Source organism: Chromohalobacter canadensis, from assembly GCF_034479555.1.
GTDB lineage: Bacteria > Pseudomonadota > Gammaproteobacteria > Pseudomonadales > Halomonadaceae > Chromohalobacter > Chromohalobacter canadensis.
The window spans coordinates 1,648,428-1,673,906 of the sequence record NZ_CP140151.1 but is presented as its reverse complement, the minus strand read 5'-3'; the positions used below and the strand labels follow the sequence as shown (position 1 = coordinate 1,673,906).

Below are 25,479 nucleotides of genomic sequence, written 5' to 3'. Positions count from 1 at the left end.
CCTTGGTAAGTGGGCTGGAGATGAAGGGGCTGCCGATCATGGTCGGCGAGATGCCATAAACATAGGTATAGCAAGAGGATAGATACATGACGAAGGCGGCAAAGGTCATGCCGCTGTGAGCCTATAGTTGCATACCAGGATAATTTGCGAATACGAATATTTATCATAATCGTTGACTATTGTGTTGGGGCTTTCCATACTTCGGCATTTGGAAAAGCTCATGAAAGCGACGCCCATGACGCGTCCTCAAGGGAACACAATGAACAAACTATCCTCTCGGTCGTGCGATTTGGGCCTGATGCGCGGCCAAGACTGCGCGCATTCTCTTTGCAGCCGCACGTTACCGATTGCGCTTTTCTCCTCCGTCGCCGCGTTACTCTCTCCATCAGCCCTGGCCCAGTCCAACGATGCCGATGAGCTGGAGACGGTCACCATTACTGCCCAGAATCTCTATGAGAACGTCGGCTACACGCGCCGCAGCACGACGGCGGGTACGCGTTTCGAGCTGAGTACCAAGGAGGTGCCGCAGTCGCTCAGCATCATCACCGAGCAGCGCATCGAGGATCAGGATCTACAGGACATCGAGGAGGTCCTTACCAACACCACAGGTGTCTCCGCCAGTCGTATCGACAGCAACCGCGTGTCGTTCTACTCGCGCGGTTTTCGCATCAATAGCTATCAATACGACGGTATTCCCACGCTCAACATGGACAGCCGCTGGTACTTCGGCGAGGGAGCCCAGAACACGGCGATCTATGATCGGGTTGAGGTGGTGCGCGGCGCCAACGGCCTGATGACGGGCGCGGGGAATCCCGGTGCCTCGGTCAATTTTGTGCGTAAGCACGCCGACAGCCGCGAGCTGACGGGGTCGGTATCCGGCACGCTGGGTAGCTGGGACCAGCGCCGCGGCGTGGTCGATGTCACCACGCCGCTGACGCCGTCCGGCGATGTGCGGGCGCGTTTCGTCGGCGGCTACGACGCCGGCGATTCCTATCTGGACCGCTACTCCGAGCGTGAGAAGTTCGGCTACGCGGTAATCGATGCGGACGTGACCGATAACACCACCCTGTCGGTGGGTTACGACTACCAGAACACGCATGCCTCGTCGCCGACCTGGGGCGGCCTGCCGCTCTGGTACAGCGATGGCAGCGAGACCGATTACAGCCGCTCGTTCAGCGTGGCGCCGGACTGGTCCTACAGCGATTACGAATCGAAGAAAGTATTCGCGCAGATCGATCACCGCTTCGGCAATGGCTGGGAACTGCGCGGCACGGCGACGCATGAAGAGTCGGATCTGGATTCGCGACTGATGTCGCCCTACTACGAGCCCTATTTTTCTTCACCAGATCCGATAACGGGACAAGGGCCTGCCTTTTATACTGGCTGGAATCGAGGCGAGCGTGACATGGACTCCGCCGATGCTTACGTGAGAGGCCCATTCGAGCTATTTGGTCGTGAGCATGAGCTCGTATTTGGTGGAAGCTACAGCGATCAAAGTAACGATTACGAAAACAGTTTTACGTCCGCCGCTATCGACGTCGGCGACTTCGACAACTGGGACGGCTCGACGGGGGAGCTTGATTGGCCGGCGTTTTCTCCGTCGGAAAGCGCGAGTACTCGCCAGCAGGCCGTTTACGGCGTCGCGCGGTTCTCGCTGGCCGATCCGCTGACGCTGATCGTCGGCGCACGCTATACCGACTGGCATGGAAGTACCTGGTCGAGCAGCCTGGGCAACCATTCGCAGGGCGAAGACGATATTACCCCGTATGGCGGCCTGATCTATGACATCAACGATGTCTGGTCCACTTACTTAAGCTATAGCGAGATTTTCCAGCCCCAAAGCTATCGCCTGGCAGGCGGCAACGGTTACCTGGAGCCTCTTGTAGGCAAGAACTACGAAACCGGCGTCAAGGCCGCTTGGTTCGACGGATTGCTCAATGCCTCCTTCTCGGTGTTCAGGCTCGAGCAGGACAACGTGGCCGATATCGTCAGTACGCCCGGCTCGCTCATCACCACCGCGACCCCGGTCAGTGACGTGGTCAGCGAAGGCTTCGAGGCCGAGCTGACCGGTGCGGTGACCGACGATCTCGATATGACGGTCGGCTTTACCCACTACACGGCGACATCCGCGGAAGGCTCGTTCAACACCGACCGCCCGCGTACCCAAGCTAACCTGTTCGCCAGCTACCGTGTACCTCAGTGGCGTCAGCTGACGATCGGTGGGGGCGCTAGATGGCAGAGCGACACCTTCATCGACGACCAGGCCGCGCCCGGCGGAACCCGCGACTACGAGCAGAGCAGCTACGCGGTCGCGAATGTCTTTGGCCGTTACCAGTTCACGCCTCAGTTGGCGCTACAGGTCAACGTGAAGAACCTGTTCGACGAGAAGTACTACAGCTATTTCGACACCTACGGTGTCTATGGCGAACCACGACGAGTGACCTCGACCCTGACCTACTCATTCTGAGTGTTCTGGCAGGCCCCGGCTTGGGAAAGCACCGGGGCCTTCTAACGCCCTCGACACCTATCCGGCTTGCCGCTTCCACGCCTCGAACCATCCCAGCCCCGGCCGCGTGCCGGCGCGTGGCTTGTACTCGCAGCCGATCCAACCCTCGAACCCGTCTGCATCCAACTGCTGGAAAAGCCACGGATAATTCACTTCGCCGGTATCGGGTTCGTGGCGCTCGGGAACGCCGGCGATCTGAATATGGCCGACCCCCGCGCGATGACGCTGATAGGTCTTCCAGATATCTCCATCCATGATCTGGGTGTGGTAGAAATCCATCTGCACCTTGACGTTGGGTTCACCCAATTCGGCCACGATGTCGTGCCCCTCGGCTTGATGGTTGAGGCAGTACCCCGGCATGTCGCGGGTATTGATGGGCTCGAGCAGCAATTCGAGGTCGTGCTCGGCGAGGCGGCGGGCGGCATGGCGCAGGTTGTCCAGGTACACCGCGCGCCATGTTTCCCGTGAAACACCCTCAGGTGCCAGCCCTGCCATGGCATGCAGACGCGGACAGTTCAGCGCCCGGGCATAACGAATCGCGGTCTCGACGCTGTCGCGGAATTCCGCCTCGCGCCCCGGCAGGGCCGCAATGCCGCGCTCGCCGGCTTCCCAGTCGCCCGGCGGCAGATTGAACAGCGCCTGCTGCAAGCCATGACGCTTCAATTCGTCAGCGATGTCATCGGCCTCGAATGCATAGGGGAACAGGAACTCGACCCCTTCGAAGCCGCAGGCGGCGGCCTCGGCGAAGCGCTCCATGAAGGGCACCTCGTTGAACATCATGGACAGGTTGGCGGCAAAGCGGGGCATGTGGAGACTCCTTTCAGAAAATGCTTACCAGTGGGCGCCGAAGGCCTGACGAAGCTCGTCGATTTCCGCTTCGCCCAAGGTGCGCACGTCGTGCTGGCGTAGCAGGAGATACAGCTTGGCGGTTTCTTCCAGTTCCTCGATGGCGTTGCGTGCCGCTTCCAGGGTCTTGCCCGCCACCACGGGGCCGTGATTGGCCAGCAACACCGCGCCATGGGTCTTGGCATGCTCGCGTATCGCGTCGCCGAGGGCGGGATCGCCGGGGCGATAGTAAGGAATCAGCGGCAAACGCCCCACGCGCATGACGAAATACGGTGTGATGGGAGGCAGACAGGAGCGTTCATCGAGGCCGTTGAGACACGAGACCGCCGCCGAGTGCGTGGCATGCAGGTGAATGATGCCGCCGGTATCGGGCCGCTGATCGTAGAAGGCGCGATGCAGGAACGACTCCTTGGTCGGTGGCTCACCGGCGAGCAGGTTGCCGTCCCAGTCAAGCTTGGAAATCGCGGCGGGATCGAGGGCGCCGAGGCTGGCGTTGGTCGGCGTCATCAGCCAGCCGTCATCGAGCTTGGCGCTGATGTTGCCGGAGGTGCCGGGCGCCATGCCCAATAGTCGGAAGGCGCGGCCGATCTCGGCGATCTCTTCGCGCAGGCGGTTTTCGGTGGTCGTGGTGCTGATGTGGCTCATGGCAACATCCCCCATGCCTTGGTCATGAAGTCCCGGGCGCCGAAGTTGCCCGACTTGAGAGTCAGGGCGAGCGGAGCCGGGGTGCCAAAGGTGGTGGTCCAGGGCACGCCGGGGTCGATGCTCGGGCCGATGCGCAAGCCCTGCACGCCAAGGGCGTTGACCACCGCGCCAGAGGTTTCGCCTCCCGCCACGAGCAAGCGCCGCACGCCATGGTGCTCGACGAGGGACTGGGCGATCTCGGCCATGGCGCGTTCGACTAGGGCCCCTGCCTCCGCGACGCCGAGGGCCTCCTGAGCCCGCCGAACGTCTTCCGGCGAGGCGCTGGCATACAGCAGCACCGGGCCGCGGTCGAGATGCTCTTCGGCCAGCTCGAGTGCTGCCGCGATGACGCCTTCGAAATCATCGGCCAAGGCCAGGGCGTCGAGGTGATAGCTCGGGTAGTGCTCGCGGGCATGTTCAAGCTGCGCCAGGGTGGCGCGCGAACAGCTGCCGCTGAGGATCGCCTCTCGCCCGGCGATGGCGGGTAATGCATCGGCCTGTCCTGCCGCAGGCAATCGATCAGCCAGGTTGGCGGGCAGCCCCAGGGCCAGCCCGGAGCCGGCGGTCACCAGGGGCAGATGGCGGCAGGCGCGTGCCAGCGTATGCAAATGCTGGGTGTCGATAGCGTCGCAAATGGCGATGCCCACGCCCGCCGAGCGCAGCGCCTGGATGCGGGCCTCGACGGCCTCGCTCCCTTCGCTGAGTGTGGCGTAGTCGATCAGATCGACCCGCTGGTGCGTCTGGGCGCCGAGAACGCGCACCAGATTGGCATCCGTCATGGGCGTCAGGGGATGATCCTGCATGCCGCTTTCGTTGAGCGGCACGCCACCCGCGAACAGGTAGCCGTTGTAGACGGTGCGCTGGTTGGCGGGCAGTGCCGGGCAGGCCACGGTGAAGTCGGTGCCCAGCGCCGTCATCAGCGCGTCGGTCACCGGCCCGATATTGCCTGCGGGCGTGGAATCGAAGGTCGAGCAGTACTTGAAGTAGAACTGCTCGCAGCCTTGGGCCTGCAACCACGCCAGCGCTTCGAGTGACTGCGTTACGGCCTCGTCGGCGGGCAAGGTGCGCGATTTGAGGGCGACGACCACGGCCTCGACGTCGTCGTCCAGTGACGTTGTAGGGACGCCGATGGTCTGCAGCGTGCGCATGCCGGCGCTGACCAGCATGCTCGCTACGTCCGTGGCGCCGGTGAAGTCGTCGGCAATGCATCCGATGATGGGCATCGTCATTCCTCCTCCCCTGTATCGGCATCGTTGGCCGCGTGAGACGGCAACCCGAAGCCCGGAAATGTCTTGATCACGGCAGCGTCATCGTCGCCGCCATGGCCCTGTGCCGAGGCTTGGGTAAACATGGTGAGTGCTTGACTGGTCAGCGGCAGGGGAAACTTGTCGCGATGGGCGGTGTCGTGGACCAGGCCCAGATCCTTGACGAAGATATCCACTGCCGAACGCGGTGTGTAATCGTCTTCGAGAATGTGTGGGACGCGGTTCTCGAACATCCATGAATTGCCGGCGCTCTGGGTGATGACCTCATAAAGCACCTGTGGATCGCAGCCGCCGCGTATGCCATAGGCCATGGCCTCGGCGGCAGCGGCGATGTGCACGCCTGCCAACAGCTGGTTGACCAGTTTGACCTGTGAACCCTGTCCCATCGCGTCGCCAAGGCGGAAGACCTTGGCGGCGAGGGCGTCGAGGACGTCCTCGACGCTATCGAAGACATCGGCCGGCCCCGAGGCCATGATCGTCAGCGCGCCTTGTGCGGCCTTGGCGGCGCCACCGGAAATCGGTGCGTCGAGCAGACGCAGGCCCCGGGTGGCGAGCTCGTCGCCCAGGGCGACCACGGCATCCGGCGCGCAGGTGGCGCACGAGATGACCACGCTGCCGGGCGCCAGGCCGTCGGCGATGCCCTGCGGCCCGAACAGGACCTCGCGGGTCTGTTCGGCGTTGACGACCACGCTGACGACGATGTCGACGTGGGTGGCCATCTCGGCGGGCGTGGCGACCGCCTGACCGCCGTGGGCCTCGAACGCCTGCCGGGCATCGGGCCGCAGGTCGCATCCCCAGGTAGTGAAGCCAGCATCGACCAATGACGTCGCCATGCCCATTCCCATCGACCCCAGGCCGATGATTCCCACGCGTGCACGTTGTGCTTGTGTCATCTCGCGTTCCCCTGTCGTTAGTTAGAACGGCCGTTGGTTAGACCGGCGTGTCGGTTTCGGTGTCCTCGAGACGTTCCAGCAGATCCGTCGGTGCCTGGCGCAGCCGCCATTCGGCATGTTCAAGATGGCGCGCGGCGGCCTGGGCGGCGGCGTCTTCATCGCCCTGGTCGATGGCATCCACGATCGCTTGATGCTCCTCGATGACCTGCGCCATGAACGTTTCGCGTAGCGACTCATTGGTTCGCGTCACGGTAATGGCGTGATGCAAAAAGCGGTTATAGAAGTCGATGACGGCGGTGAAGTGCGTGTTGTTCGAGGCCTCGGCGATGGCGCGGTGAAAGGCCATGTCCTGATCGACGCCATCGGCACCGATTTCGACGGCCTCATCGATATCGGCCATGGCATTGCGAAGGCGGCGCAATTGGGACGGCGTACGACGCTGGGCCGCCAGCCGTGCCGCCTCGACTTCCAGGGCCCGGCGCAGTTCGAGCAGGCGGATGATCGATTGCAACGATGGGTCGGGAATCGCCAAGCGTAACGCCACGGTGGGTACCTCGGCGACGAAGCTGCCGCTGCCGCGACGTGACGTGACCAGGCCGGCGTTACGCAGCATGGAGATGGCCTCGCGTACCACCGAACGGCTGATGCCATAGCGTTCGCCCAGCGCGGCCTCGGTGGGCAGACGCTCGCCGGGACGCATCTCGCCGGTATGGATGGCATGCGTCAACTGCCGTGCGACCTGCTCCGAGAGTTGCGCGCCACGGGTCGGTTTTTGGGTCTCTTGGTTGGTGATCACCGCAGTTCCTTCGTTTATCGCTGCGAGGCGTGGTGCGGCCTCGCCAGTGATAGCGCTGGGGCGTCTCCGACTAATGGCGGTGTTGCCCCAATGGATTTGTCAGACAACATTATAAATAGCGCGGTGGCGACACAATACGTCTTTGGACCAACGTCGCACTGCCAGTGGAGATTCATGCGAAGCGCCGCTTCGCTCGACCGAGGAGAAGTGCATGCAAGTCATCGTGACCGGAGGTGCTGGCTTTCTCGGCGCGCGCTTGATCCAGACGCTGCTCGAGGAAGGACAGCGTATCGAGGGAGAGACGATTACGCGGGTGACGTCGATCGATCTCGCGCCCTGTCCTCTCGACGATCCACGCGTCGAGTCATGGGTCGGGGATGTCGCCGACAAAGCGCTGATCGAGCGCGCCATGGGCGACGATACTCTCGCCGTGTGCCATTTGGCGGCCGTGGTCAGCTCCCAGGCGGAGGCCGATTTCGAGTTGGGAATGCGCGTCAACCTCGAGGCGACGCAGGCTCTGCTCGATGCCTGTCGTGCTCATCCGCGCCGCTTGCGTTTTTTATTTGCCAGCTCGCTGGCCGTATTCGGTCCGGGACTGGAACAGCCGGTGCCGGAAGTGGTCGGGCCTCAGCCGCGCTCTTCCTATGGCGCGCAAAAAGCCATCGGCGAGCTGTTGGTCAACGACTACAGCCGACGGGGCTTCATCGACGGGCGCGTCTGCCGGCTACCGACCATCGTGGCGCGACCCGGCAAGCCCAATCAGGCGGCCTCTTCGTTCGCCAGCTCGATCATTCGCGAACCGCTGGCGGGGCAGCGTGCCGTGTGCCCCGTGGATCCCGACCTGCCGCTTTGGTTGTCCTCGCCGCGCGCGATGGTCGGCAATCTACGCCATGCCTTGCAGCTCGACGGCGATGCACTGGGCGAGTGGCGCACGCTCAACTTGCCGGGCATCACCGTGACGGTGACGCAACTGCTGGATGCATTGGAGCGCCAGGCAGGGGCCGAGACGCGGGCGCTGGTGGACTTCGAGCCGGATGCCGCCATCGACAAGATCGTCGCGAGCTGGCCGGGAGGTCTGGATATCGAGCGTCCGCTATCGCTGGGCTTCCAGGCCGACGCCGATGTCGACACCGTAATTCATGCCTATCGCGAGGATTACCTGAACACTTGACGCCCGCCGAGGTCCGGCGGCTTTAGTGGCCGCCCGTGGCGTCGGCGACATTCCATGCACGCTTGCATCCTTGGATACAACAACGCTGCTCAGACAGTCACAACAATGCACAGGAGTACGCCACCATGACGGAAACCGCCGCAGGTCCACAGGTCATCATCGGCCTGGGTATCGCTATCTTCGTAATGATCGCGCTGGTATTGAAAACCCGCGTGCATGCCTTGCTTGCGCTCATTATCGCCGCCTCGATCGCTGGTTTGATCGGCGGCATGCCGCCCAATGCGGTGATCGGAGCGATCACCGACGGCTTCGGGAGCACGCTGTCGACCATTGGCCTGGTCATCGGTTTCGGGGTGATGATGGGACGTATCCTCGAAGTCTCGGGCGCCGGTCAGCGCATGGCCTACTCCATCCTCAAGATGCTCGGCAAGGAGCGTGAGGACTGGGCGATGGCGCTGACCGGGTACATCGTGTCGATTCCGATTTTCTGCGATTCCGCTTACGTGATTCTGAACCCGTTGGTCAGGGCGCTGGCGCGCAACAGCGGTCGTTCGGTCCTGGCGTTGGGCATCGCTCTGGCGTCGGGGCTGGCCATCACCCACAGTGCGGTGCCACCGACGCCGGGGCCGCTCGGGGTAGCGGGGATCTTTGGCGTCGATGTCGGCCTGATGATCGCCTGGGGGGTCGTCTTCACGATACCCGCCTTGATCGTCATGGTGCTTTACGCACGGTTCATGGGGCCGCGTATCGAGGCGATGATCGAACGTGACGTGCCCGATACGTTGCGCCGCGATGAAGACGAAGAAGACCCTCTCGCCGGCCAGCGTCCCATGGAAGAGCTGCCTACGTTGTTGAAGTCGGTACTGCCCATCGCGTTGCCGATTGCCTTGATTTTCTGCAATACGCTGGTCACCGCGCTGGTGGGCGAGAGCGACAATCCTGCTCTGGCGGTGCAAATCATCCAGTTCGTCGGTCACCCGGTGATTGCCGTGGGCATCGGCGTCCTGGTGGCAGTGTACGGACTGGTACCCAAGATGCCGCGCGACCAGGTGTTGTCGCATCTCGAAAAAGGCGTCGAAAGCGCCGGCATCATTTTGCTGGTGACCGGTGCCGGGGGCGCTCTGGGGGCAGTATTGCGTGCCAGTGGGGCCGGCGATTACATCGGCGAGAGCGTCGCGTCGCTGGCCATGCCGGCCTTCTTGATTCCCTTCATCATCGCCACGCTGGTGCGTTTCGTACAGGGTAGCGGCACTGTCTCGATGATTACCGGGGCGTCGATTTCCGCCCCGATCCTGTCGTCCATGCCGGATGTCAATCTAGTGCTGGCGGCCCAAGCGGCGTGCCTGGGTGGGCTGTTCTTCAGCTACTTCAATGACAGTTACTTCTGGGTCGTCAATCGCATGCTCGGCGTGAGAACCGCCAAACACCAGCTGCTGGTGCTATCGGTGCCCACGACGCTGGGGTGGGCGGCTGCGCTGGTCGCCTTGTTCGTTGCCAACGCCTTCGTGGGTTGAATGCTATTCGCTGTGCCTGGAAGAGGGAAACACTATGCAAATCACGCAGGTCAGAGCTCGTGTATTCGAGTGGAAAGGCGACACAGTACCGCCGCAACCGCATTTTTGCACCAACGCCATGGACGTATTGTGGGATCGTGGCGATGCGATGGGCAGCTTCCGGTTCCATGGCTGGACGGTGGTCGAAATCGAAACGGACGAGGGCATCGTCGGGCTCGGCAACGTGGCATTGGCGCCACGTGTCGCCAAGACGATCATCGATCAGCACCTCGCTCCCTTGATCATCGGCCAGGACCTATTCGACTACGAGTATCTATGGCAGCGGATGTATCGCGCGACGCTGGCCTGGGGGCGGCGCGGCATCGGCATGGCGGCGATATCGGGGGTCGACATCGCGATTTGGGACGCGATGGGCAAGGCGCTCGGCAAGCCGGTATTCAAGCTGCTGGGCGGGCGGACCAAGGAGAAGATCCCGTGCTATGCCTCCAAGCTCTACCACACTGATCGCGAGACGATGCAGCGCGAGGCGCAAGCCTATCTCGATCAGGGCTTTGCGGCGATGAAGATGCGCTTCGGTTACGGGCCCAAGGACGGGCCCCGCGGCATGCGCGAGAACCTCAAAAGCGTGGCCGCGGTGCGCGAGGTGATCGGCGAAGACATCGACCTGATGGCCGATTGTTACATGGGGTGGAACCTCGACTACACGCGACGCATGCTGCCAAAACTGGAGCCCTTTGAGCTGCGTTGGTTGGAGGAGCCGGTGATCGCCGATGACATCGACGGTTACGCCGAGCTCAATCGCATGGCACCGATGCCGATCTCCGGCGGCGAGCATGAATTCACCGTGCATGGCTTTCGCCAACTGCTGGAGAAGAAGGCCGTGTCGGTGATTCAGTACGATACCAACCGGGTCGGCGGCATCAGCGTAGCGCGCAAGATCAACGCCATGGCCGAGGCGTTCGAGGTGCCGGTGATTCCTCATGCGGGCCAGATGCATAACTACCATCTGACCATGGCATCGCTCGCCTCGCCGATGTCGGAGTTCTTCCCGGTGCATGACGTCGAGATCGGCAACGAACTCTTCTATTACTTGTTCGAAGGCGATCCTGAACCGGTCGATGGATGCCTGGATCTGGATGACGCGACGCCCGGCCTGGGCTTGACGCTCAACACGCGCCATCTCGACCGCTTCCACATCATCGAGTGACAACGCGCGGCGTCGCCTTGCACAGAGAAAGCGACGCCGCGACGTAACACGCCAATCGAATGACGTTTCATGGCAATCCCTTTTCCGCCGGACTGCCGACAATGAGGGGGTTCGACGGCATCGTGCCGCCATTTAGACGCTCAGGAAGACATCATGAATCGAAACGTCATTCTTACCTGCGCCATCACCGGTGCCGGTGACACGGCCGATAAGCATCCCGACCTGCCCATCACGCCCAAGCAGATCGCCGACAGCGCCATCGAGGCCACGCGCGCCGGGGCGAGCATCGTGCACTTGCACGTGCGTGACCCGGAAACCGGTGGGGTGAGCCATTCCACCGAGTATTTCCGCGAGGCGGTGGGGCGCATCCGCGAGGCGGACGTCGACGCGGTCATCAATATCACCGCGGGCGGCGGGGGCGATCTTTTCCCTGAGGTTCGTGACGGCGCCATCCATGGCCTCGAAGGCACCGATCTGCAGACACCGGCGGAGCGCCATGCGCCGGTCGGCGAGCTGTTGCCGGAAATCTGCACCCTGGATTGCGGCAGTCTCAACTTCGGCGACATGGTTTACCTCAATACCGCCGACTGGCTGCGTGAGCATGCCCGCCTGGTCAAAGACGCAGGGGTGAAACCCGAACTGGAATGCTTCGATCTGGGCCACGTGTGGTTCGCGCGCCAGTTGATCGAGGAAGGCCTGATCGAGGGCGATCCGCTGTTTCAACTGTGCCTGGGGATTCCCTGGGGCGCCGAGGCGGACACCGAGACCATGCTCGCGATGCGCAACAAGCTGCCCGCCAACGCTCATTGGTCGGCGTTCGGCATCGGGCGCAGCGAGATGCCGATGGTCGCGCAATCGATGCTGCTCGGCGGTCACGTACGGGTCGGCCTCGAGGACAATCTTTACCTCAGCCGCGGCGTGTTCGCCACCAATGCCCAACTGGTGGAACGCGCCGCGACGATTGCCGAGAACCTGGGAGGCCGCGTGCAGACGCCGGCCGAAACACGTCAGACGCTGGGGCTGCGCCAGCCGTGAGCGACAAGGAGAACACGATGTCTCGACAAGACACGGCCGCGGCGGCCGATGTGCCCGCGCGGGTCGCCGTCATCGGCACCGGCGTGATCGGCAATGGCTGGATCGTGCGAGCCCTGGCGGCGGGCTGCGATGTGGTGGCCTTCGACCCGGCCCCCGGTGCCGAGGCGACGACGCGCGCCTTCGTGGAACGGGTCTGGGCGTCGGTGGCGACGATGGGCCTCGCCGACACGGCGGACCCGAGCCGGCTGCGTTTCGCGGCCTCGGCTAGCGAGGCCGTCGAGAACGCCGACCTGGTCCAGGAAAACGTGCCGGAGCGGCTCGAGATCAAGCATCGCGTCCTGGCGGAGCTGGATGCACATGCTCCCGAGGGCGTGGTGATCGGCTCCTCGACGTCCGGCATCAAGCCCAGCGAGCTGCAATCGGCCTGCACGCGCGACCCCGGTCGCGTCATCGTCGCGCACCCCTTCAACCCGGTGTACCTGCTGCCGCTGGTCGAGCTGGTGGGTGGCGAGCACACCGCGCCGGTTGTCACCGAGCGCGCCCGGGCTCAATATGCCGCGCTGGGCATGCGGCCGCTGGTGGTGCGTCGCGAAATCGAGGGCCATGTAGCCGACCGCCTGATGGAGGCGCTGTGGCGCGAGGCGCTGCACCTGGTCAACGACGGTGTCGCCACTACCGAGGAAATCGATGCCGCCGTGGTCTATGGTTGCGGCTTGCGCTGGTCGCTGATGGGCACCTTCCTGACCTTCCACCTGGCCGGGGGAGAGGGTGGCATGCGTCACATGCTGCACCAGTTCGGGCCGGCACTGAAGTTGCCGTGGACCAAGCTCGAGGCACCGGAACTGACCGACGAGCTGATCGAGAAGGTCGCCGACGGTTGCGAGCATCAGGCCGCCGGGCGCAGCGTCGCCGAACTGGAGACGCGGCGTGACGCCTTCCTCACCGAGCTGCTGGCATTGACCCGCAAGTACTGGCCGGAAGCCGAAGGGCTCGAGGGGCGTATCTGATGAGTCAAACACCAGACAGCTCGACGTTCGGCCCCTTGCTGGAAACCCGGGTGGCTGACGCCTGGGTCGACTACAACGGCCACATGAACGATGCCGAGTACGCGCGGGTCTTCTCGCTGGCCATCGAGGCGCTGATGGAGCGTATCGGTCTCGATGTGGCGGGGCGAGCCGAGCATGGTTACACGCTCTATACCCTGGAGACGCATCTCTGCTACCGCCAACAAGCGCATCGCAGCGAGGCACTGGTGGTCGATCTGACACTGCTCGATCATGATGCCAAGCGGTTGCATGTCTTCTTCACTCTGCGCAACGCCGACGGCGACCCACTGGCGACCAGCGAGCAGATGCTGATGGGCATCGATGTCGCTAGCGGCCGGCCGGGGCCGTTCCCCGAACCGGTCGCGGCGGTTATCGAGACATTGCCGCCCGCTGGAGACGAGTGGCCGAGCGCCGCAGGGCGGCGTATCGGAATCGTACGCCGCTAAGGAAGCGCTGAATAAATCGGCGAGCGTCAAAACGCTCCAGTACGTCTTTCCTTGCTGCAAGGAACCCGCCCATGGCACGCCATGGGCGGGTTTTTTCGTGTTTGCAGGGGTTACTGCGTGCCTGGATCAGCCCTGGCCGAGGGCGTCGACACGTTGCTGGCGGTGAGCACGACGTAACATGCGCAGCCGTGAGCGAGCCTCATCGCGTTCCAGGTAGCAGCCCTGAAGCCAGCGGCGCCCGCCCTGGCCGACATCGAAGGCATCGCGGGCATGCAACAAGCGGCGGTTGTCGAAGATCACCATGTCGCCGGGCGTGTAGGTGAAACGCAGCGCAAACTCGGGCTCCCGCAGCAGGCGCTGCAGTGCCATCAAGGCGGCATAGGCGGGCTCCACGTCCTCGAACGGTGCCATCAGCGGGCCGCGCAGGAAATCGGCGATGCGCACCTCGTCGAAATTGCCGTCGTCATCGAGCTTGATCATCGGTGCGTACCACACATGATCGGTGGTGCGGGCCGTATTGGCGTAGCACCAGCGTACACGCGTGAGCGTCGCGAAGTGCTCGGGATGACGCTCGCGCAGGGCCTCGGCCACGGCGAAACCGTCCATCATCACCGCTTCACCACCAACGGTGTCGTTTTCCAGGCAGTGCAGCAACTGCAGACCGGGCTGATACTCGCGGGTCGGCAGATCGACGTGCGGTGGCAGGGCGATCGAGGTGTAAGCATTGGAATCGGGATCGGGCTTGGCACGCACGTCGAACAGCGTGCCGAAGTTGGTGGCGCGCGGCGGGCCGATGCGCCGGGCGATGGCATCCAGGCTGCCGGGCTCGGTGGGCAGGTTGCGTAGCCGCACCAGGCCTTCGCCGATGACGGCCTCGAGGGCGCTTTCGAGGCAGGCATCCGGTGCCAGAGGGTCATCGTCGGTGGCCAGCCAGTCACGCGCATCGAGGGTCGTGGGCGCGTCGCGCTCGCTGCCTTTCCATAACGTGGCAGGAGGCAGCGGGGCATCGAGTTCCGCCAAGTGGGTATAGTCGTGGGCGCGTAGCCAGCCGGGGTGGAAGCGCAAGCGGCGTTGCTCCGGGGCGAAGACGATCTCCAGCGCACCGGCGTCGTCGAGGCGCGCCTCGCTGACGGTGGGCCACGCCCCGAGGCGTGACAGGTCGAGGATGCGCTCGCGCGTGGCCGGATTGACGGTGCTGTCGTCGGCGGCGTTTTCGCGCAGCCAGATGCTGTGGTACTGGCTGACACGACCGTCTTCCCAGCGCACTTCAACCTGGCGGGGAGTGTGGCTCACGTTGTGGATGGCGACTTCGACCGGCCAGGCGTCGTAATCCGGGGTCGCGGGGAGCGCGTCGCTGGGCGTATTGGCAGACGTGGCAGCAGGCGTGGAGAGAGTCATGGCGGCATCCTTGGCTACAAAACGTAGTCCCAGCATGGCTTGACTCGGCATTCATATTTACACCCCAAGCGACGGCTTCTTGCCGTCAGTCGTCATGTTGTGTCGTCAGAGTGCGGGTGGCGTGCCTGGCGCGGGCTGGCGCCGAAATGCTGCTTGTAGGCTCGCGAGAAGCTGGACGCGGAGGTGAAGCCACAGGCCAGGCCGATGCTAAGAATATCGCGATCGGTTTCTCGCAATAGCTGGCGGGCATGCTGCAAGCGTAGACGCAGATAATGATCGCGTGGCCGCTCGCCGAGCTCTTGCTCGAAGAGGCGCTGAAGTTGGCGCAGGGAAATACCGATGCGTGCGGCGAGTCGCGCGAGCGACAGCGGTGTCTCGAGGTAGCGCTCCATCAAGGCGACGGCTTCGATCACGCTGTGCTTGTGGGTCCCCAGACGCTGGGTCAGATCATGACGCTGGTGGTCGTGGCGAGGCCGCATGCGGGCGTGAATCAACTGCTCGGAAACGTCAGCGGCCAGCGCATCGCCATGGCGGCGGGCGATCAGGTCTAGTGTCATGTCCATCGCGGCGGTGCCGCCGGCACAGGAGAAGCCGCGTGGGCCGACTTCGAACAGCGACTCGACGGCGTCGATCTCGGGGAAGCGCTCGCGAAACGCCGGTAAGCTTTCCCAGTGCAGGGTGACACGCTGCCCCTCGAGCAAGCCGGCGCGGGCGAGGATCAGGCTGCCGGTGTCGATGCCGCCCAGCACGCAGTCGCCTTGATGGCGCTGATGCAACCAATGCAGCAAGTGGCGGGTCAAACGCTCCTCGGGCTCGAAGCTGGCACAGATGGCGATGCTGGGCAGTGCCGGCGCTGAGGCGAGGGTGTCGTCGGCGAGCAGCGTCATGTCGTTGCTGGCGGTGACCGAGGCGCCGTCCAGACCGATCACGCGCCAGGTGAACAGGCGCTCTCCGGCGATGCGGTTGGCAATGCGCAGCGGCTCGATAGCAGAGAAGAACGCCATCATCGAGAAGCGTGGTAGCAGCAAGAAGCCGATGGGTTCGGGCAATGGGCCAGCATAGTGTAAGCGCATCAGTCTTCCCCACGGCGATACATCGGGCGACGGTCGCCGCGACGTGGCTACCATAGCAAATTCCCAGTGCATGGGGGGAGGCGTTGGGAGAGGAAGCCCCGGCTGGAGTGGGGATAAGGCGGCGAGGGCCGGTCCTGACGACCGGCCCGGAGTGGGATCAGTCTTCGACGAGCCAGCCGTCGATGAGGTCGCGATGTTCCTCGATCCACTGTTTGGCGCCTTGGGTGGGGTCGCCGACGTTTTCGATGGTCAGCATGAGATCGGCCAACTGGGCGTGACTCATGTGCCAGGTGTCGAGCATCTCGGTGACCTCGGGGTGGTCCTCGCCAAAGCCCTTGGGCGACATCCACATGATGTCGTCACCACCGCCATAGCTCTTCTTGGGATCCTCGAGCGCTTTGAGGTCGTACTGCGCGTAGGCCCAGTGCGGCTGCCAGAGCGTGACGGCGATGGGCTCTTCGTTGGCGTAGGCTTCCTCGAGGGCCGCGAGCATGGCCGGGCCGGAGCTGTTCAACTGACGGAACGGCAGGTCGTAACTCTTGATGGCGTTTTCGGTCTCGCCGGAGATGGCCGAGCCCGACTCGATGCCGATGATGGTGGGCTGATCCTGATAGACGAAGCGCTCAGCGTTGTCCTTGAGGTCACTGATGCTGTCGATGTCTTCCATGTAAGCGGGCACCACCAGTTCGTCCTGGGCGCCGTCGAACCAGGCATCGTGAACGTCGATCTTGTCCTCGTAGGGCTTGATGTACTGGGCGTCGCCATGCGGGAGCCAGACTTCCAGCGAGATATCCAGATCGCCCTGCGCCAGCCCGCTGAAGAGCACGCTCTTGCCGGTGGTCGTCAGATTGACGTCGTAGCCTTGCTCTTCGAGCAATTGCTGCCACATGTGTGAGACGGCGATGTTTTCCGACCAGTTGTTGGTGCCGATGGTCAGCGTGTCATCGGCCGAGGCGGTCATCGAGAGACCGGCCAGGCCACAGGCGACGAAAAGGGGAGTCAACGGTTTCATACGCGTCCTTTTTGTGTTGGTGAATCGAAAGGGATGAGAAAGAGTGATGCGCTATGGCGTCATTCTGCCATCAGCGTGTCGGAATAGCCGTAGGTCGAGAGGCGTTCGATGCCATCTTCGGTGATCAGCACCTGTTCTTCCAGTTTGACGCCCTCGGTGCCATCGCGGTGGCCGATATAAGCCTCGACGCAGAGCGTCATACCGGGCTCGATGGCGCCGTCGTAGCCGACGTCGTCCCAATCCATGTCGTGGGCGATCAGCGGCCATTCGCCGGTCATGCCGCAGCCATGGACGATGTCCAGGTAACGGTTCTCGCGATAGCCGTCGGGTATCGGCCACGCTTGTTGCGAGTAGTCGCGAAAGCTCATGCCGGGACGCAGCAGGGCGATATTGCGCTCGAGCTGGTCGGCGGCCATGCGATATAGCTCTTTCTGCTCGGCATTGGGCGCGCCTGCGCCGGGCACGTGGAAGGTCCGCGAGAAATCGGTGTAGTAGCCGAAGCAGCCCACGATATCGGTATCGAAGGCGACCAGCTCACCCGGGGCGATGATCTTGTCCGAGCATTCCTGGAACCATGGATTGGTGCGCGCGCCGGAGCTGAGAAGCCGAGTCTCGGCGTATTCGCCACCGGTCGCCAGCACATGCTGGTTGAAGATCGACCACAGCTCGTTTTCGCTCATGCCGGGGCGAATGGCGGCTTCCATACGCGTCATCGCGGCTTCGGTCAGGGTCACGGAGCGATGGATGAGCGCCAGCTCGTCGACACTCTTGATCGACTTGGCGCCCTCGACCACGGTGGCGGCATCGGTCAGTTGGAAGCCAGCCTGGCCCAGTGCCTCGATGGCGCCGGTGGGCGCGGACTCGATGCCCAGACGTTGCCCTTGGGTATGTGAACGCTCGAACAGGCCGCGGATGTCATCGACAAAGGCCTGGGTATGCGCCGCACAGCGCGGACCGCTGTACTGCGGCATTACCGCCCGGGCGGGATGGACCTCGTCGAGCAGTTCGGCGTTGGCTGCCAAATGCAGGCAGGCACTGAATTCAAACAGCACCACTGGGCCGTCCGCCGCCACGTAGAGGTAGCGCGCCGGGTTGCGCTGCGAGTACACCTGCATGTTGCGCACGCCGCAGGCATAGCGAATGTTGATGGGGTCGAACAGGATCACCGCGTCCAGCTCGTGGTGACGCATCTGCTGACGCAGTCGCTGAAGCCGATAGCGCTCGACGCGCGAGAGTAAGGCTGCATCGAGCGTGGCGTGACGAAAGCTGCCATCGGTATACGGGCCGCCCGTGGGGACGGACCCGGCGAGTGATACGATATCGCCCATTGAAAGGCATCCTTGTAAAGAGTGAACGAGACGCTTGGTGACGTACGCGAGGCGGTGTTAGCCCATGAGCGCGTCGTGACGGCGCTGGTTATCGGCGTCGATGTGTTGCTGCGTAACGCGACCGTAAATTCGCTTGGTGTGCTCCAGGCTGCCCATCATGTCGGGCGTCTTGGCGTAGCCGAGCAGGGTGCACAGACGCTGTCCCTTGGCGGCGTCGACACGGTGCATGGAGTAGCGTCCCTTGAAGAGCTGCAGGTCGCCGGTGTTGAGCGTCAACGACTCGACCTCGGTGTGATCGCCTTCGAGCACGCGCTGAACGGCCGCGAAGTTCTCGTCGCCCGGACGACGGATGTTGGGTGCGTACTGGAATTCACCGCCTTCGTTGGGACGCCGCGTCATCAGGCTGACGATGAATTCGTTGGTATCGAAGTGCCAGGGCAGCTCGGTGTCGTCGGGCATCACGTTGATGACCAGCCCCGCGATGGGGTCGGCGAACTCGTAAATCACCGGCTCTTCGAGGCAATCGGCGACGAAGCGTTGAAAGTCGGGGTCACGATAGAGCTGCTGGACGATGGCGTCCTCGGGGATCAGGTCGCGCGCCACGAAGCCGTTGGTGTAGTGCTGAAAGAAGCGAGCGGGGTGATCCTCGGGCAGCGACGGGTCATCCGGCGTGACGTAGGGATTGACGTTGTTGTCCGAGTAGAACGCTTGCGGTGCCAGGGCCTCGCTTTCCTTGCGCAGCGGCTCGATGAGGTCCTCGCGAATGAATTTCGACAACAGGGCGCAGCCATCGGTGCGCAGTTGTTGGCGAACACCCTCGACCGCTGCTTGGTAGGCGTCGCTATCGCGCTCCAGGATCGGATAGCGTTCAAGATCGATGAACCGTGCCAGGGGATGGCGGTCGGTGGTGACGTCTTGCTCGGTGGCTTGTGTTGCGAGTGTTGCCTGTGACATGAGATCGCCCCTCCTGATGGGTTGTGACTAATCGATCGCTAACTGATCGTGGCTAGCCGGTTGTGGCTAGGGAGTGGCGATACGATAAAAGCCCGGGGGGCGGGGAACTAATGAGAATGTCCGGCCATCTGCGACGAGATTCTTATCGTTCGGCTTCAAGCCCATGGCGGCGCGCCTCGCCGTTACTCATCCGCGCGATAAAGGTGACGTAGCGTGTCCGCCAGGGAGTCGGCGACGGCGGCGATGTGGGGCATTTGCGTATAGGCCAGGTACCAGGGAATGAGCGGAAGGTCGCCGGCCAAGGGACGCATGACGACGTGTCCGGCCTGGTGAGCATCCCGCGCGGCCCAGCGCGAAAGAATGCTCACCCCCTTGCCGGCGGCGACGAGCTCGAGGATCAAGGTGACCGACTCGATCTGCACCATGTGCGAGGGATAGACGCCCGCCGGTTGAAAGAAATGCTCGAACTCGTGCCCGGATTCGGGGGTGATGCTGTAGGTGAAGTGCCGGCCCTGATCGAACACCTCGGCGGGCACTGCGTCGCTTTGCGCGTAAGGATGCCCGGGCGGCAACACCGCCACCAGCGGCTCCTCGAACAGCAACTGGTGGGCGATACCGCGCTGTGAGGGCACTTCGATCATGCAGATCATGTCGACCCGGTTGGCGAGTAAGGCCGTGGTCATGTCCGCCATGGGCAAACGCACCAGATCGATGTCGTGTTCATGCTGATCGTAGAGATGCGGAATCGCCCGCGAGAAGGTGTCGTAGGGGCCGATGCCCAGGCGCAAGGCGGGTTCGGCACGGCGTGCCAGTTGCCATGCCTCGAGCTCGGCGCGGCGTAGCTGGGGAAGCACTGCGTGGGCGGTGTCGAGTAGGCGCTCGCCCGAGGCGGACAGCGTCAGCCGGCGTCCTTCGCGATGGAACAATGCGACGCCCAGGCGGCGTTCCATTTCACGAATGCGATGCGTCGCCGCAGGCTGGGTAATGCCGATGGCGGCGGCGGCATCGTGCACCGTGCCGTGGGTAGCGATGGCGTCGATCAATACGTAATACTTGATATCCAGCATGGACTCACGGGTCTCTTGAAGGGTGGCGCGTCGCGTCAAGTGACATGCTACGCTCGATGCTAGATGCCACAAGGAGCAAAACACGATGTCGGACGATCACGACACCGCCAATGCTGAGTTGGACGAGGCAACGATCCAACTGGCCACGAAGATCTTCAATAGTGCGCGCAATGGCGAGACGGAAAAACTGCGCGGCTGGTTGGTCCAGGGGCTGCCGCCGAACATGTGCAACGACAAGGGCGACAGCCTGTTGATGCTGGCCAGTTACCATGACCATCTCGAGGCCACGCAACTACTGCTCGAACAAGGCGCCGATCCCGAGTTGTACAACGATAATGGCCATCATCCGCTCTCCGGCGCGGCCTTCAAGGGGCATTTGGCCATGGCCGAGCTGCTGGTGTCACATGGCGCCTCGGTCAACGCGCGCTCCCCAGACGACAAGACGGCATTGATGTTCGCGGCGATGTTCGACAATGCCGAGATCGTCGAATACCTGCTTGCCCAAGGAGCCGATCCTCGCGCTACCGACAGTCGCGGCATGACAGCGAGCGAACTCGCCTCGGCGATGGGCGCGACACGTACGCCCGCGATACTGGACGCCCTTTAAGCGCTTCTTGGTCACGCTCGCCCGGAAACGACAATGCCCCTCGAGGTGAGGGGCATTGTCGGATCATCGTGCTGGCAGGCGATGCGGCCTAGACCGCGTCCTTGCCGGTTTCACCGGTACGGATACGGATAACCTGCTCGAGCGGCGAGACGAAGATCTTGCCGTCGCCGATCTTGCCGGTATTGGCCACCTGCGTGATGGCGTCGATCACTTTCTCGATCATGTCGTCGTCGACGGCGACCTCGAGCTTGACCTTGGGAAGGAAGTCGACCACGTATTCGGCCCCGCGATACAGCTCGGTATGACCCTTCTGACGGCCGAAGCCCTTCACTTCCGTGACGGTAATCCCCTGAACGCCGATCTCGGACAACGACTCACGGACGTCGTCGAGCTTGAACGGCTTGATGATGGCGGTCACCAGTTTCATCTTCTTTCTCCTCGCATCGTATATGCGGGTGGCGCATACCACCCTCGATTATGCCCAACGATCATGCTTTCAAGCATACACCGCTGGTCGCGGGATTAAAAAAAGGCCCCCCGAAGGGGGCCAGGGGAGCACGCCAGCTCACTCGGTACTCCAACAAGGTTTACGTCTTGTTGGAGGCAAACTCGGGGTAGGCTTCCAGGCCACATTCGGCCAGGTCGACCCCTTCGTATTCTTCCTCTTCGCTGACCCGGACACCCATCGCAGCCTTGATGATCAGCCATACGATCAAGCTGGCGATGAAGCACCACAGGAAGATGGCGAGGGCGCCGATGATCTGTACACCGAAGGAGGCACTGGCATTGGTGATAGGCACTGCCAATACACCCCACAGACCCACCACGCCGTGCGCGGAGATGGCACCGACCGGGTCGTCGATCTTCAGTTTATCCAGCGCCACGATGGAGAGGACGACCAGCAACCCGCCGACAGCACCGATGAGGGTGGCGCCCAAGCCGCTGGGCGACAGCGGATCGGCGGTGATCGCGACGAGACCAGCGATTGCGCCGTTGAGCGCCATGGTCAGATCAGCCTTGCGGAACCAGATCTTGGCGAGAATCAGCGCGGCGATTACGCCCCCGGCAGCCGCGGCATTGGTATTGACCAGCACCTGCGCCATGTTATTGGCGGAGTCGATGTTGGAGACCATCAACTCGCTGCCGCCATTGAAGCCGAACCAGCCCATCCACAGAATGAAGGTACCTAGCGTCGCCAGCGGCAGATTGGCACCGGGAATGGCATAGATCGCGCCGTTCTTGCCGTACTTGCCCTTGCGCGGCCCGAGTACCAGCACCCCAGCCAATGCGGCCGATGCCCCCGCCATATGCACGATGCCGGAACCGGCATAGTCGGAGAAGCCCAGCTCGGAGAGCCAGCCGCCGCCCCAGGTCCAATAGCCGGACGTCGGATAGATGATCCCGGTCATCACCACGGCAAAAGCCAGAAACGCCCAGAGTTTCATGCGTTCAGCCACGGCCCCGGAGACGATCGACATGGCGGTTGCGACGAATACCACCTGGAAGAAGAAGTCGGCACGGTTGGAATAATAGATATCCCCGTTGCTGCCCATTACCTGATCGACGGAGTTCTCGCCGCCCAGCAGGAAGCCCAGACTCGGCAGGAAGCCGCCAGCGCCACTGGAATACATCAAGTGGTAGCTGAACAGCAGATACATGGTGCAAGAGATGGCGAACAACACCACGTTCTTGGTCAGGATTTCCGCCGTGTTCTTGGAGCGGACCAGGCCCGCTTCGAGCATGGCGAAGCCGGCGGCCATCCACATGACCAGCACACCGGCGATCAAGAAATAGAAGGTGTCGAGCGCGTACGATAGCTGCGTAATATCTTCAGTCATTTATTGTGTCTCCCTTCAGCCCTTGCCTTAAACGGCGTCGGCTCCGCGTTCACCGGTACGGATACGAATGACGTCTTCGAGTGGCGTGACGAATAGTTTGCCGTCGCCGATCTTGCCGCTGTTCGCGGCATTGCTGATCGCCTCCAGCACGCTTTCCAGTCGGTCTTCCTCCACAGCGATTTCTATTTTTACCTTGGGAAGGAAGTCCACGACGTATTCGGCGCCGCGGTAGAGTTCCGTGTGACCCTTTTGGCGCCCAAAGCCTTTCACTTCTGTGACGGTGATACCTTGGACACCGTTATCGGCCAGCGCCTCGCGGACATCGTCCAGCTTGAAAGGTTTGATGATGGCGGTAATGAGCTTCATGCCAGTTCTCCCGTTGTCGGCTTTCGCCTCTCGGGACGTACGCAGAAGCCATGCCATATTGGCTGTGTGCCATTAAAAACAGCTGGTTACGGGAAGGTGTGAAAACGTCGCTGCGTGTAGTGCCCAAATGTGGATCGCCCTTCGCCATATCTTGGTGCGTGGCGCTATCGGGGCTGCACCAACATGGCGCATGCGTATTTCATCGGCCTTGCGTATGCTGTGTCGAGATGGAAACGTTCAATCCGAGGGAACTCTCATGGCGACACAAGACCTCTTCTCACGTCTCGCTCAGCAAGTCGGCGACCGGCTCCAGGATGCCTCGCACGCGCCGGAAGACATCCAGCGCAGCGTTCAGGGTGTGATGCGCGGCGCCTTCGACCGCATGGAACTGGTCTCGCGTGAAGACTTCGACATCTTGATGGAAGTGCTGCAGCGCACGCGCTCGCGTGTCGAATCTCTCGAGGCGCAGGTCGCGGCATTGGAAGCGGCACTGGACGTGGGCCAGAGCACCCCGGTGGCCGCCGCCGAAGGCGCCGAGCCGGTGACCGAGAACGATGCCAAGGACGACGCCGACGAGTCGAGCGCGTCCGACACCTCCCGCAAGAACTGAGCGCCGCTCGATAACGGATGCCGTCTCGGCCGGTCGAGACGGCATCGCGCCTGTGCCTCTTGCTTGCCGATAGTTCCTGTCGCCGCCTTCCACGGCGCGTGCGTTACCGCAGTCAATCAATTAGTGTATACGCATATATTGATATGACCGGGAGGAGGCTGCATGGCGCTTGCCATCATCAACACGCGTGCCGGCTTGGGGCTGGAGGCGCCGAATGTGCTGGTCGAAGTGCATCTCACCAACGGCCTTCCGGGATTGGCGATCGTCGGACTGCCCGAGGCGGCCGTCAAAGAGAGCCGCGAGCGGGTGCGCAGCGCCCTGATCAACGCCGGTTTCGATTTCCCTACGCGGCGCATCACGCTCAATCTCGCCCCGGCGGATCTCCCCAAGGAGGGCGGACGCTTCGACCTGCCCATTGCGCTGGGCATCCTGGTGGCCTCGGGGCAGATTCCCGGCGAGGCCGTGGCAGGGCTTGAGTGTCTGGGGGAGTTGGCGCTGGATGGCAAGTTGCGCCCCGTGCGCGGGGTATTGCCGGCGGCCCTGGAAGCGCGCCGTGCCGGGCGTGCCTTACTCCTGCCCGAGAGCAACGCCGATGAAGCGGCGTTGGCCGGTGATCTGGCCGTTCTTCCTGCCGCCGATCTACCGCAGGTCGTTGCGCACTTGCTCAAGCAAGCGCCGATCACTCCGCACCAACTTGGTGAGCGGCCTGCACCGCGCTTGGCCGAGCCCGATCTCGCCGAGGTGCGTGGCCAGCACCAAGCCCGGCGGGCGTTGGAAGTCGCCGCCAGCGGTGGCCATAATCTTTTGTTCGCTGGACCGCCCGGCACGGGCAAGACCATGCTCGCCAGTCGATTACCCGGGATTTTGCCGCCACTCCAAGAAGATGAAGCGTTGGAAGTGGCCGCCGTACGCTCGGTATGCGGCCTGCCGATTCTCGAACGCTGGGGGCAGCGGCCGTTTCGTACCCCGCACCATACCGCCAGCGGCGTGGCGCTGGTCGGTGGTGGCGGCAAGCCGCGCCCAGGAGAAATTTCACTGGCGCATCACGGGGTGCTGTTTCTGGATGAATTGCCGGAGTTCGACCGGCGTGTGCTGGAGGTGCTACGCGAACCGCTGGAATCGGGCCAGATCGTCGTCTCGCGGGCATTGATGCAGAGCTGCTTTCCCGCTCGCTTTCAACTCGTGGCGGCAATGAATCCATGCCCATGCGGACATCTCGGCGACCCGCGCAAAGCCTGTGTGTGCACGCCGGCCCAGGTGCAACGCTACCAGGCGCGTATCTCGGGCCCCCTGCTCGACCGTATCGACCTGCAGGTAGAAGTCCCCGCGCTGCCCGCTGCGCAACTTACCGAACAACGCAGCGGCGAAAGCTCCGACGTTGTCCGCCGGCGTGTCCTCGCCGCCCGCCAGCGCCAAGCCCAGCGCGGCGCGCTCAACGCTTATTTACCCAGCAGCACGCTGGAGGATCTCTGCGCACTGGATGGCCAGGAGCGCACTTGGCTGGCCGACGTGCTCAATCGCCTCAATCTCTCCGCCCGCGCCTATCACCGCGTGCTGCGCGTCGCCCTCACGCTTGCCGACCTTGCCGAGGAACCCCGCCCCCGCCAGCCCCAACTGATGGAAGCCATCGGCTATCGCCAGTTGGATCGGCTGATCGGCGGCAATGGGGGTGTTTAGATGTCGAGGGCCTGGGTTATGAAGTCAGCCTGAGAAGTTATTTTCTGCTGAAATTGCGGCTATTTTCCGCGCCTGGCATAGGCTCGGGGGTTTGCTCATATTGACGGAGTCATCGGTATGAGCCATCCTTATTGCAAAGG

Annotated in this window: 24 protein-coding genes; 10 read left to right on the top strand and 14 right to left on the bottom strand. The window is 63.0% G+C overall.

The features are described 5' to 3' along the window. Positions 1-259 precede the first annotated feature (259 nt). Complete coding sequence (gene fhuE / locus SR908_RS08000; protein ID WP_097021434.1) at positions 260-2,467, top strand: ferric-rhodotorulic acid/ferric-coprogen receptor FhuE; 2,208 nt, start codon at positions 260-262, stop codon at positions 2,465-2,467. Between the two features lie 57 nt (positions 2,468-2,524). Here fhuE and otnI read toward each other — a convergent pair whose 3' ends face one another. From otnI to SR908_RS07975, 5 genes are read right to left on the bottom strand one after another with little or no spacing between them, the layout of a single operon-like run. Further along, complete coding sequence (gene otnI / locus SR908_RS07995) at positions 2,525-3,313, bottom strand: 2-oxo-tetronate isomerase (protein WP_097021433.1); 789 nt, start codon at positions 3,311-3,313, stop codon at positions 2,525-2,527. A 24-nt stretch (positions 3,314-3,337) separates the two neighbouring features. After that, a complete protein-coding gene (gene otnC / locus SR908_RS07990) occupies positions 3,338-3,997 on the bottom strand; it encodes a 3-oxo-tetronate 4-phosphate decarboxylase (protein ID WP_097021432.1) in 660 nt (219 codons plus the stop codon). Beyond that, positions 3,994-5,259, bottom strand: coding sequence for a 3-oxo-tetronate kinase (gene otnK / locus SR908_RS07985; protein ID WP_322527393.1), 1,266 nt, complete (start codon positions 5,257-5,259; stop codon positions 3,994-3,996). Before otnK ends, otnC begins: the two co-directional genes overlap by 4 nt. Positions 5,260-5,261: 2 nt before the next feature. Continuing rightward, positions 5,262-6,194, bottom strand: a complete 933-nt coding sequence (gene ltnD, locus SR908_RS07980) for an L-threonate dehydrogenase (protein WP_097021430.1) — start codon at positions 6,192-6,194, stop codon at positions 5,262-5,264. 37 nt (positions 6,195-6,231) lie between these two features. Continuing rightward, positions 6,232-6,990 (bottom strand): FadR/GntR family transcriptional regulator, encoded by a 759-nt coding sequence (locus SR908_RS07975; protein ID WP_097021429.1) that lies wholly within the window; start codon positions 6,988-6,990, stop codon positions 6,232-6,234. 211 nt (positions 6,991-7,201) lie between these two features. Here SR908_RS07975 and denD point away from each other — a divergent pair, with 211 nt between their 5' ends. The 6 genes from denD to SR908_RS07945 all read left to right on the top strand — a co-directional run bounded on the left by denD (position 7,202) and on the right by SR908_RS07945 (position 13,409). Next, complete coding sequence (gene denD, locus SR908_RS07970) at positions 7,202-8,161, top strand: D-erythronate dehydrogenase (RefSeq protein WP_097021428.1); 960 nt, start codon at positions 7,202-7,204, stop codon at positions 8,159-8,161. 125 nt (positions 8,162-8,286) lie between these two features. Then, positions 8,287-9,675: a GntP family permease gene (locus SR908_RS07965; protein ID WP_097021427.1), complete on the top strand. Its 1,389-nt coding sequence runs from the start codon at positions 8,287-8,289 to the stop codon at positions 9,673-9,675. A gap of 34 nt (positions 9,676-9,709) precedes the next feature. Continuing rightward, positions 9,710-10,882, top strand: a complete 1,173-nt coding sequence (locus tag SR908_RS07960) for an L-rhamnonate dehydratase (RefSeq protein WP_097021426.1) — start codon at positions 9,710-9,712, stop codon at positions 10,880-10,882. A 153-nt stretch (positions 10,883-11,035) separates the two neighbouring features. Continuing rightward, positions 11,036-11,917: a BKACE family enzyme gene (locus SR908_RS07955; protein WP_075368566.1), complete on the top strand. Its 882-nt coding sequence runs from the start codon at positions 11,036-11,038 to the stop codon at positions 11,915-11,917. Positions 11,918-11,934: 17 nt separating this feature from the next. Continuing rightward, the gene (locus SR908_RS07950; protein WP_179702975.1) at positions 11,935-12,924 is read left to right on the top strand and encodes a 3-hydroxyacyl-CoA dehydrogenase NAD-binding domain-containing protein; all 990 of its coding nucleotides are present in this window, start codon (positions 11,935-11,937) and stop codon (positions 12,922-12,924) included. Then, positions 12,924-13,409, top strand: a complete 486-nt coding sequence (locus tag SR908_RS07945) for a thioesterase family protein (protein ID WP_097021425.1) — start codon at positions 12,924-12,926, stop codon at positions 13,407-13,409. Before SR908_RS07950 ends, SR908_RS07945 begins: the two co-directional genes overlap by 1 nt. Positions 13,410-13,535: 126 nt before the next feature. On the opposite strand, the gene SR908_RS07940 is transcribed toward SR908_RS07945, so the two are convergent. The 6 genes from SR908_RS07940 to SR908_RS07915 all read right to left on the bottom strand — a co-directional run bounded on the left by SR908_RS07940 (position 13,536) and on the right by SR908_RS07915 (position 20,241). Further along, a complete protein-coding gene (locus SR908_RS07940; protein WP_179702999.1) occupies positions 13,536-14,807 on the bottom strand; it encodes a TauD/TfdA family dioxygenase in 1,272 nt (423 codons plus the stop codon). Positions 14,808-14,899: 92 nt separating this feature from the next. Further along, complete coding sequence (locus SR908_RS07935) at positions 14,900-15,880, bottom strand: GlxA family transcriptional regulator (protein WP_097021423.1); 981 nt, start codon at positions 15,878-15,880, stop codon at positions 14,900-14,902. 157 nt (positions 15,881-16,037) lie between these two features. Beyond that, positions 16,038-16,892: a glycine betaine ABC transporter substrate-binding protein gene (locus SR908_RS07930; RefSeq protein WP_097021422.1), complete on the bottom strand. Its 855-nt coding sequence runs from the start codon at positions 16,890-16,892 to the stop codon at positions 16,038-16,040. 59 nt (positions 16,893-16,951) lie between these two features. Beyond that, positions 16,952-18,220 carry a M24 family metallopeptidase gene (locus SR908_RS07925; RefSeq protein WP_097021421.1) on the bottom strand — a complete coding sequence of 423 codons (1,269 nt, stop codon included), beginning with the start codon at positions 18,218-18,220 and terminating at the stop codon, positions 16,952-16,954. A 57-nt stretch (positions 18,221-18,277) separates the two neighbouring features. Then, positions 18,278-19,174 (bottom strand): HalD/BesD family halogenase, encoded by an 897-nt coding sequence (locus tag SR908_RS07920; protein WP_097021420.1) that lies wholly within the window; start codon positions 19,172-19,174, stop codon positions 18,278-18,280. A gap of 182 nt (positions 19,175-19,356) precedes the next feature. Further along, positions 19,357-20,241 (bottom strand): LysR family transcriptional regulator, encoded by an 885-nt coding sequence (locus SR908_RS07915; RefSeq protein ID WP_097021419.1) that lies wholly within the window; start codon positions 20,239-20,241, stop codon positions 19,357-19,359. Positions 20,242-20,326: 85 nt separating this feature from the next. On the opposite strand from SR908_RS07915, the gene SR908_RS07910 reads away from it, so the two are divergent. Then, positions 20,327-20,848: an ankyrin repeat domain-containing protein gene (locus SR908_RS07910; protein ID WP_097021418.1), complete on the top strand. Its 522-nt coding sequence runs from the start codon at positions 20,327-20,329 to the stop codon at positions 20,846-20,848. An 88-nt stretch (positions 20,849-20,936) separates the two neighbouring features. Here SR908_RS07910 and glnK read toward each other — a convergent pair whose 3' ends face one another. From glnK to SR908_RS07895, 3 genes are all read right to left on the bottom strand, one after another. Continuing rightward, positions 20,937-21,275 carry a P-II family nitrogen regulator gene (gene glnK, locus SR908_RS07905; protein WP_011508453.1) on the bottom strand — a complete coding sequence of 113 codons (339 nt, stop codon included), beginning with the start codon at positions 21,273-21,275 and terminating at the stop codon, positions 20,937-20,939. A 160-nt stretch (positions 21,276-21,435) separates the two neighbouring features. After that, complete coding sequence (locus SR908_RS07900) at positions 21,436-22,686, bottom strand: ammonium transporter (protein ID WP_097021417.1); 1,251 nt, start codon at positions 22,684-22,686, stop codon at positions 21,436-21,438. A gap of 27 nt (positions 22,687-22,713) precedes the next feature. Further along, a complete protein-coding gene (locus SR908_RS07895) occupies positions 22,714-23,052 on the bottom strand; it encodes a P-II family nitrogen regulator (protein WP_011508451.1) in 339 nt (112 codons plus the stop codon). Positions 23,053-23,308: 256 nt separating this feature from the next. Here SR908_RS07895 and SR908_RS07890 point away from each other — a divergent pair, with 256 nt between their 5' ends. Both SR908_RS07890 and SR908_RS07885 read left to right on the top strand, forming a co-directional pair. Beyond that, positions 23,309-23,662, top strand: coding sequence for an accessory factor UbiK family protein (locus tag SR908_RS07890; protein WP_097021415.1), 354 nt, complete (start codon positions 23,309-23,311; stop codon positions 23,660-23,662). A 162-nt stretch (positions 23,663-23,824) separates the two neighbouring features. Beyond that, positions 23,825-25,339 carry a YifB family Mg chelatase-like AAA ATPase gene (locus SR908_RS07885; RefSeq protein WP_097021414.1) on the top strand — a complete coding sequence of 505 codons (1,515 nt, stop codon included), beginning with the start codon at positions 23,825-23,827 and terminating at the stop codon, positions 25,337-25,339. The last annotated feature ends 140 nt before the right edge of the window (positions 25,340-25,479 follow it).

What these genes read in the sequence shown, in the direction of transcription:
- SR908_RS07915 (WP_097021419.1), bottom strand. Translation starts at nt 20,241, where the DNA reads ATGCTGGATATCAAGTATTACGTATTGATCGACGCCATCGCTACCCAC.
- SR908_RS07920 (WP_097021420.1), bottom strand. Translation starts at nt 19,174, where the DNA reads ATGTCACAGGCAACACTCGCAACACAAGCCACCGAGCAAGACGTCACC.
- SR908_RS07890 (WP_097021415.1), top strand. Translation starts at nt 23,309, where the DNA reads ATGGCGACACAAGACCTCTTCTCACGTCTCGCTCAGCAAGTCGGCGAC.
- SR908_RS07950 (WP_179702975.1), top strand. Translation starts at nt 11,935, where the DNA reads ATGTCTCGACAAGACACGGCCGCGGCGGCCGATGTGCCCGCGCGGGTC.
- SR908_RS07885 (WP_097021414.1), top strand. Translation starts at nt 23,825, where the DNA reads ATGGCGCTTGCCATCATCAACACGCGTGCCGGCTTGGGGCTGGAGGCG.
- SR908_RS07935 (WP_097021423.1), bottom strand. Translation starts at nt 15,880, where the DNA reads ATGCGCTTACACTATGCTGGCCCATTGCCCGAACCCATCGGCTTCTTG.
- SR908_RS07900 (WP_097021417.1), bottom strand. Translation starts at nt 22,686, where the DNA reads ATGACTGAAGATATTACGCAGCTATCGTACGCGCTCGACACCTTCTAT.
- ltnD (WP_097021430.1), bottom strand. Translation starts at nt 6,194, where the DNA reads ATGACACAAGCACAACGTGCACGCGTGGGAATCATCGGCCTGGGGTCG.
- fhuE (WP_097021434.1), top strand. Translation starts at nt 260, where the DNA reads ATGAACAAACTATCCTCTCGGTCGTGCGATTTGGGCCTGATGCGCGGC.
- SR908_RS07925 (WP_097021421.1), bottom strand. Translation starts at nt 18,220, where the DNA reads ATGGGCGATATCGTATCACTCGCCGGGTCCGTCCCCACGGGCGGCCCG.
- denD (WP_097021428.1), top strand. Translation starts at nt 7,202, where the DNA reads ATGCAAGTCATCGTGACCGGAGGTGCTGGCTTTCTCGGCGCGCGCTTG.
- glnK (WP_011508453.1), bottom strand. Translation starts at nt 21,275, where the DNA reads ATGAAACTGGTGACCGCCATCATCAAGCCGTTCAAGCTCGACGACGTC.
- otnI (WP_097021433.1), bottom strand. Translation starts at nt 3,313, where the DNA reads ATGCCCCGCTTTGCCGCCAACCTGTCCATGATGTTCAACGAGGTGCCC.
- SR908_RS07930 (WP_097021422.1), bottom strand. Translation starts at nt 16,892, where the DNA reads ATGAAACCGTTGACTCCCCTTTTCGTCGCCTGTGGCCTGGCCGGTCTC.
- SR908_RS07895 (WP_011508451.1), bottom strand. Translation starts at nt 23,052, where the DNA reads ATGAAGCTCATTACCGCCATCATCAAACCTTTCAAGCTGGACGATGTC.
- otnK (WP_322527393.1), bottom strand. Translation starts at nt 5,259, where the DNA reads ATGCCCATCATCGGATGCATTGCCGACGACTTCACCGGCGCCACGGAC.
- SR908_RS07945 (WP_097021425.1), top strand. Translation starts at nt 12,924, where the DNA reads ATGAGTCAAACACCAGACAGCTCGACGTTCGGCCCCTTGCTGGAAACC.
- SR908_RS07940 (WP_179702999.1), bottom strand. Translation starts at nt 14,807, where the DNA reads ATGACTCTCTCCACGCCTGCTGCCACGTCTGCCAATACGCCCAGCGAC.
- SR908_RS07960 (WP_097021426.1), top strand. Translation starts at nt 9,710, where the DNA reads ATGCAAATCACGCAGGTCAGAGCTCGTGTATTCGAGTGGAAAGGCGAC.
- SR908_RS07955 (WP_075368566.1), top strand. Translation starts at nt 11,036, where the DNA reads ATGAATCGAAACGTCATTCTTACCTGCGCCATCACCGGTGCCGGTGAC.
- otnC (WP_097021432.1), bottom strand. Translation starts at nt 3,997, where the DNA reads ATGAGCCACATCAGCACCACGACCACCGAAAACCGCCTGCGCGAAGAG.
- SR908_RS07910 (WP_097021418.1), top strand. Translation starts at nt 20,327, where the DNA reads ATGTCGGACGATCACGACACCGCCAATGCTGAGTTGGACGAGGCAACG.
- SR908_RS07965 (WP_097021427.1), top strand. Translation starts at nt 8,287, where the DNA reads ATGACGGAAACCGCCGCAGGTCCACAGGTCATCATCGGCCTGGGTATC.